Source organism: Maribacter orientalis (genome assembly GCF_900109345.1).
In the GTDB taxonomy this organism is placed as follows: domain Bacteria; phylum Bacteroidota; class Bacteroidia; order Flavobacteriales; family Flavobacteriaceae; genus Maribacter; species Maribacter orientalis.
Genome location: NZ_FNZN01000001.1, coordinates 1 through 7,642, shown reverse-complemented (window position 1 = coordinate 7,642; position 7,642 = coordinate 1). Strand labels below are relative to the sequence as shown.

4 protein-coding genes are annotated in these 7,642 nt (G+C 46.6%); all 4 read right to left on the bottom strand.

What is annotated here, in order from left to right:
- On the bottom strand, positions 1–5,617 hold a 5,617-nt coding region (locus tag BMY56_RS00020; RefSeq protein WP_143057751.1), incomplete at its 3' end, for an SdrD B-like domain-containing protein.
- A 36-nt stretch (positions 5,618–5,653) separates the two neighbouring features.
- Entirely contained in the window at positions 5,654–6,166 is a 513-nt protein-coding gene (locus BMY56_RS00015) for a phage tail protein (protein ID WP_091618507.1), read from the bottom strand.
- Positions 6,167–6,177: 11 nt separating this feature from the next.
- Positions 6,178–6,738, bottom strand: a complete 561-nt coding sequence (locus BMY56_RS00010) for a peptidase associated/transthyretin-like domain-containing protein (RefSeq protein ID WP_091618506.1) — start codon at positions 6,736–6,738, stop codon at positions 6,178–6,180.
- Positions 6,739–7,194: 456 nt separating this feature from the next.
- Positions 7,195–7,642 (bottom strand): T9SS type A sorting domain-containing protein (locus BMY56_RS00005; protein ID WP_143057750.1); only part of this gene is annotated, 448 nt, incomplete at its 5' end.

Here is a 7,642-nt window from a genome sequence, read left to right as displayed (position 1 = left end):
CGGTTTCGTAACATTCCGTCATAGGTTCCATAGGTTTCTCTCCGTTGATCTCCCAACCGCAGATCTGATCGCTCCAGACCGCAGTTTGGTAGCATAGCGTCAAAGGCATCTCCGGTTTTCCATCTATAATGTCCCATAAGCAGTTATCACTGTTCCATACCGCTGTCTGATGACACTCCGTCATGGGCTCCATAGGTTTATCACCGATTACGTCCCAACTACAGGTTTGCGTGTTCCATGCCGCCATTTGGTAGCATTCTATCATTGGCATCTCTGGTCGTTGACCATCTATAATATCCCATGTGCACGTAGTACCGTTCCATTCTGCTGTTTGGTAACATTCTGTCATTGGCTGCAAGGGTTTCTCTCCTGAGATAATCCAACTACAGGTTGGCTGGTCCCAAACTGCAGTCTGGTAACATTCTGTCATTGGCTTTTCAACTTTTATGCAGATATCATCATCACATGCATCTGGAATTCCATCATTGTCCATGTCCACATGATCATCACCTTTATCACAGATATCGAAACAATCGGCGACACCGTCACCGTCCCGGTCAAAGCCTTCATCGACCAGTCCGTCACCGTCGTTGTCCACACCGTCACACACCTCCTCGTTGGGTTGGGTGATGGTGATGCTACATCGTGATGTGGCTCCCGTGGCATCGGTAATCGTTACATAGTGCGTTCCTGCGCCCAGGTTGGTGTTCAATTGTGCCGTGGAACCATCGTCCCACCTAAAGGTAAAAGGTCTATAACCACCGTTGCCATGTACCGTGGCCGAACCATCGTTGCCGCCGTGCACACCCACGTTCCCGTTGCGGTTGATCCAGCAGTACAGTTCCTTGGCGATGTCTATCTGGTTAACGGTCTCACAGCCGTTCGCATCCGTCACCGTAACGCTGCGAAGACCGTATGTTAATCGTGTCGCCGTTTGCGTGGTCTCGCCATTTTCCCATAGATAGGTGAACGGCGCCGTTCCCCCTTTCGGGTATACCGTTGCCACACCGTCCTGGGTAAGGTGGTCCGTTGTAAGCTTGTCCTGTTCTACAGTGCTTAGGAACGAATCGCAATCCCCGCCCGTAGGTTCCGAGATGGTAATGCTACACCGTGAGGTGGCACCCGTGGCATCCGTAATGGTCACGTAATGGGTGCCTACCGGTAACGCCGTATTCAGCTCTTTGGTAGATCCATCGGCCCATTTAAAGGTATAGGGTCTATATCCTCCGTTTCCTTGTACACTTGCAGCTCCATCGTTTCCACCGCGCACACTTACATTTTGCACCAAATTGGTCCAACAGTACAGTTCCTTCGCGATATCTATCTGGCAACTGGTCTCACATCCGTTGGAGTCCGTCACCGTTACACTGTGCATACCATACGTTAACGTGGTCGCCGTTTGTGTCGTTTCATCATTGTCCCATAGATAGGTGAACTGGCCCGTTCCTCCCGTTACATTGACCGTTGCGACACCGTCCATGGTCTCATGGTCCGTGGTCAGCACGTCCTGTGTTATGCTGCAGGACAGTTCTTCGTTCTTGGTCACCACAAACGCCTCCGAAGTGGATGCGCAGCCATTGGCATTGACCACCCTTACCGTATAACTGCCCGTAACGGCCGTAATCGTACGGGTCGTCTCCCCGGTGGGCCATTGGTAGCTTGTATACCCCGCACCCGCGTCCAACACCACGCCGTTGCCGTCATGGCAATAGCTGGAGCTGCCCGTGATCTCTGCCATTGGCAAAGGGTTTACCGTCAGGGTGGCAACTTCACTGGTCGCCGAACAGTCGTCCCTAGCGTCGTTCGGGGTACCGTTGTCGGAAGTTACGACGACCCTGTATTGGTTGCCGTTGCCCCCAATTTCCATAGAGGCGAAGTTTAATTGTGAATTGGCGCTCGGTGCGCCTAGATCTTCAAAACCGGTACCGGTATCCACTTGCCATTGGTACGATAAGGATTCTGTGCCCATGGCCCCGACATCAAAACGTAAAGGGTCGCCCGCACATATTTCAGCATCCATAGGTTGTACTTCGATTACAATCTCACAAGCAGATTTTACAGTGACCGTTGAAGTACAGATAGCCGTATTGCCTGCTGCGTCTGCAACAACCAATTCTACTACATTGGTCCCAATATCGGCAACCGTAAAGTCGATGCTCTGTGGCAACATACCCGGTGCTCCTCCATTACCTACAATTACGGTAATCTTGGTTTCACCGACCTTGGCACCGCTGCCATCAAATGCTTTTAAATATACCTCATAGGTGCCGTCAACCGTTGGGTCGAAGGTCTTAGCTGCCGCTTCATTGAAGAAATCAAGGTTCCATGAGTTCTGCGCTACATTGTTCGCTGCCAATAATCCTGCATAGGATGCTGGATCTGTGGCCGTAGTACCGCCACCATTTACCGTCATATTAGTACCGATGGCATGGTCCGCTACCGGTTGGTTGATCGGGTCAAAGACAAAGTAGTCCGTGCCAATGCTCGGATCAAAGTCCATCCCCATCTCATAGGTGAGCCCGTCCAGTTTAGTGCCGGCCGTGCCCGCAGGATCCGTGTTCACGCTCCACTCAAAGTTCCAGAGGGCCCTGCTCGCAGGTGTGCCCGCTCCGGCCAAGTGCGAATACGTGCCGTCACCATTGCTGTTGAAGGTATTCTGTGGGCTTGGATAGCGCACCTTAGCCCTTAGGCCAAGCTCTGCACTGCCCGTTTGGTTTACTGTAAAACCGCCATTGGCGTTCCCAGATCCAAAAATGGCATCGGGTGTTACGTTCTGATCGAACATTCTTGCAACACTCCGCCGCACACCGTACGAAACGATAGCTCCATTGTCGGTTGAACCGTTATCGATATCGGTTACACTGACCATAGCGTTGCCGTTATTATCGAGTTGAACCATAAAGTTTTGGCAAACGGCTACTGGGGGGTCGTTATCAATGGGAGTTACCGTTTCGGCATCGCCATCGTCTTCATCGTTTGGATCATCTATTACGTTACCATCTCCATCAGTATCCACGCCATTGTTCGGGGAGGAGTCTACATCTATTTCATTGTGGGCAATTACTTCCGCTAGGGTCACGTAATCACCGTTTCCGTTCACCTTTCCAGCTACAACCAAAGTCCTTGTGATTCCTGCAGCGAAAGATGGTATTGACCAAATTTTTGTTGTAAAATTAAAATCAGTGCCAGCTGGAAAACTACTAGTGATAGCATTTATTCCAGTCGGAAATATTACTTCAACCTCTATTCCTGTAGCTGTAGAGGGTCCTTTATTAGTTAAGGTATAACGATAATTCACTATCCCGCCTGACACTACCGGTGTAGGATTTAAAGTTGCAACGTCTAGTTCTAGATCTATTAGACTGCCACTGGGTGTGATTCCCGCGTCCACATTCTGCCTGTTTTCGCCAGGGCCCACGACAATGGCCTGGGTGTCCCCATTAAGACCAGCGTCTGCATCTGAGTCTATGCTGTCATCTCCCCCAACATCTTTAGGAGAAAAAACATATGAAGTTGGCAAAGGAAACTGTACTTTATATTCGCCCGGATTTACAAAATATTGATAGTCTCCGTTGCCATCCGTAGCAGTGGTGGCGATGACAGAGCCATTCTTATCCTTTAAACCAACTACACTGTTGCCAAAACCAGGTTCCCCTGCGTCTCGTATACCATTAAAATTAAAATCTACGAAGACCTTGCCGCTTATGATGGCCAGCGGCGCCGTTATTGCCCCATCACCATCATCCTCGTCGCCTGGGTCATCAACGACATTGCCGTCCACGTTCGTATCCACGCCATTGTTTGGAGTGGAATCTATATCATTTTCGTTCTGTGCCGTTACCTCGGCAAGGTTCATGTAATTCCCCGATACATTTACGGTGGCCGTCAAGGTCAAAGTGGCATTACCATTAGCCGCTAGGCTGCCCAGTGTCCATAATCCTGTTCCATTGTTATAGCTTCCTTGGGTGGTCGTAAAGCCCGCATAGATATAACCGCTTGGCAATTGGTCCGTCACTTCAACCCCCGTGGCCGCGCTCGGGCCTTGGTTGGTCACTACTACCGTGAAGGTCACGGGATCGCCCACATTTGGTGTAGCATTGTTCACGCTCATTTCGAGTTCTAGATCTACCCGCAGTGGTTCAACCGTAATAATTTGAACACAACTAGAAGTATTTGATTGTTCATCAGTGGCGGTCCATGTCCTGGTTATTTTGCCATCAAGTGCAACACCATTTGACCAGGTGATGACAACAGTTCCAACTCCACCAGTTGCCGTGGCAAGTCCTGTAAACGATGGGTCTGTTGGATCGCCCGCATTCACAGTAACATCTGCAGGGCAGGTAACCACGGGAAGTATCGGACAATTAAATTGACTTTTATCAACAAGAACATATGTTTCGCAATAGTCACTGTTCCCATTCACATCTTCTGCCCATACCCTTACTAGAGTCGTTTCTTCATCATCACAATTTAGGGTCAGGCTTGGTGATCTAACATCAAAATTCGGATCCACAGTTGCACGAGATATGGTGTATGTAACCTCACCACAAGGATCGGTAATAGGTGAAGCAATAAAATCTGTGGCAAAAATGGTTTGCATACCAGTTGTAGCATCCAAAGTTACTGTAAGACCGTTAATACATATCGGCGTAGGAGCTTTATTGTCTTCAATTGAAAGACGCATGTTACAAGTAGACGAATTACCTGCTTCATCGGTTGCGGTAAAGGTAATTACGGTGTTGCCTGTTCCGTTGAACGTAGATCCCACAGGGGGGCTTTGTGTAATGGTGGGTGATGCCGTAACATCATCGGTTGCCGTGACCAAGCCTGTGTAATCTGGCACGAGAGTATTGCAATTGGCATCTACCATCAATGTTTGGTCAGGTGGGCAAGTTATCACCGGCGGCATATTATCAATTGTTCCTATTGTTGGCGTACCCAAACTAGCATCCACCGTACCGGGATATACTGTGTCATTATTACCTACCCAATTGGCCAAGTTATGCACAATGGCCCTAATCTGTTCCGGGGTACCGGACAAGGGGCAGCCCGCTATGCCACAACTAAATTGAAAATTGTCTTGTTCCACTCCCCCTGGACCCGTCAATCGAACTGCGGTATCGCCTGTAGTTAAGGCATCTGGAAGCGCAGAGGTAGTACTACTCGTAGCATTACCATCCCAATTGGAATCATCCGTGACCCCCGTAACCACATTAAAATGCAGCCCAGAAATAAACGTAGGACTGGCTATACTTCCCTGGATAGCGAACAGTTGATCTCCAGCGACCGTAAAGGAAGCCGCAGGTGGGGACAAATTACTAAAGTCCAACACGATAACCTCACCGGCCGTTCTTGCAGTGCCGGAGGTCCAGGTAAATTCGCCATCTCCTGGAAAAGAAGAGAATCCTGTAGCATCGCTCCAACCCCGGTCCGTAAAAATGATTTGTGTAGCTGCATCGATATCCTTTAAAAGAATAAAGGCAAAGTTGTCATCCGCATCCGTTGCCCCATCGGTATTTAGACCCACAAAGGCAATATCACCTGCACTAAGGGTGGTCTGTGCAATAGCGGTATTTAAAGTGAACAGTAATGTAAACAACAGTGTAATTTCTCTCATATCCGGGTAGTTTTGGTTGGTAAATATCTGGTAGTATTAACTTCTTGAAGGGAAAATGCCTTGCAACGCGATGATATAATTCACGCATTGAAAAGGTTGTATATTATTGATAGATTGGCCACCTCCTGCATTGAGGGTCTGAAATGTCTTCATACTGGAGTCTGTAATGGTACCGAAACTATCAAGACCTGCACCGGCAACATAATTACCGGCAGGTACATCGGTATTACCTTCTTCCTTGGAGGGTACGGAAACACCATGGGTGTGGGGTGGTAGTTGAGCAGTACTGAGCGTGTTGGTCTCCGTACCACCTTTCTCACCTAATCTTATTGAGGAAAGACCAGGGCCATTACCTGGGTGTATTGCAACCCTTCCTCTTAAATCTGGAAGTCCAAAAGTTGTTCTGCCATCGCCTCCGTATGTTGTTCCAAGAAGTGAAAAGAGTGCACTATATTGCGAAATTGGTAAAAGTTGCCCGTCACAAAAAGCCCAGCCACGTGGTGCAAAATTTCCTCCGAACATCATGATTTGTGCTATAAATGGTTCCATAGTTTTTAAGTTTAGTTGTTAATTGAAATATTGAAATTGATTTCTGATCTATTAAGAAAAGTATTGAACGAAGGAAAAAGTTTGTTTTCAGCCAATTGCTGATGTTGCTCCCAGTGCTCACCAGATATATTGGCACCAAAATCACTGAACAGTAGTTCTGTGAAAATGGCTTTCTTTGCATTTGAAACTTTAAAATAAATACGGTGTTGTTTCCCTGGTTCACGGTTCGGCCAGTCCGTTATAAACTGATAGGAGCCGTCAACATCGGTAAACATTTTACCGCGATGCTTGTACACTTCTTTTTCTGGGGATAAATGCCATACCTCTACCAAGGCATTCGGAACAGTAGTTTTTCCCGTGGCATCAAATATTTTACCGGATACCGATACTTCTTTTCCTAAAAAGGAAGTACGTAGATCTGTTTTAACATCGGTATAGGAGCTATACCCCTTAAATGGTGCGCTATGAGAATCGAATTCTTTGGCAATTGCTCCTGTTGGAATACAAATAAGACCTGTTGCTGCCAACAGAGACCTGCCAAGAAAAAGACGTCTTGGGTAGTTTTTTTCCATTCTAGTTATTTTTTGGTTATTAGATAACTAGACTAATTTCGAGTAAGCTGTGGGTTTGAATAAAACTAATAGCTAAACAACGAGTCCATCGAATTATGGAAGGGGGGAAAACAAGTTGAACATAGTTTAATTCAATTCTTTGAAAATAAGAATTATTATAAATTACAAGTATTTTTAATGGTGGTCTTTTCGACATACTGCTAGATTAACAGGACAAACAACCTTATTCATGGACAATAAAACATTCAAGACAACCGAATAAACAATTACAATAGTTGAAATAATTGAGATAACTATTCTTTTAAATCGACTATGTTGTCGCAGGGTAAACCCTTTATAAAGCTAGAAGATGATGTGCAGAATGTGTACCATTCTATGAAGTAATAAATAGTGGTATTTAATTCAATAAAAAAGGAGACCAATTGGTCTCCTTTTTTATTGAATTAATCATAATTATTATTGTCGCCGTATCAACATCTGTTGTTGGAACTCTTCACCATTATCACTGTTCCTTACTTTAACAAAGTAGATACCATCTGGCAGCTCTTGTACATCTATTGAAGTACCTTGGTTACCTATAAGCCCGCCTTTAATGGTCCGTACCAATCTGCCCGTCACATCAAAAACTTGAATGGACTCCACTTGGATTGGATTATCAAAACGTAAGCTAGTCTCAACCTCTGCTGGGTTAGGATATAACGATAATTGGTTAAGCGTTTTCGCTTCAAGTGCTATATTACTGACTTCGGTCTGCGGTTCGCAGCCCAACAGTTTGATCTCGGCCAACTGGGTCATTTCTATGAACCCTTTGTTCTTTGTGATCTCAAGCCTGTAGGTTACATAGGTACCAGGTGCAGAAAGTTCAAAGCTCCTAGTCTGGTAGCGTTGGGTGAACTCCTGTCCG

Coding starts and splice junctions, on each gene's coding strand:
- BMY56_RS00015 (WP_091618507.1), bottom strand. CDS start 6,166: ATGGAACCATTTATAGCACAAATCATGATGTTCGGAGGAAATTTTGCA.
- BMY56_RS00010 (WP_091618506.1), bottom strand. CDS start 6,738: ATGGAAAAAAACTACCCAAGACGTCTTTTTCTTGGCAGGTCTCTGTTG.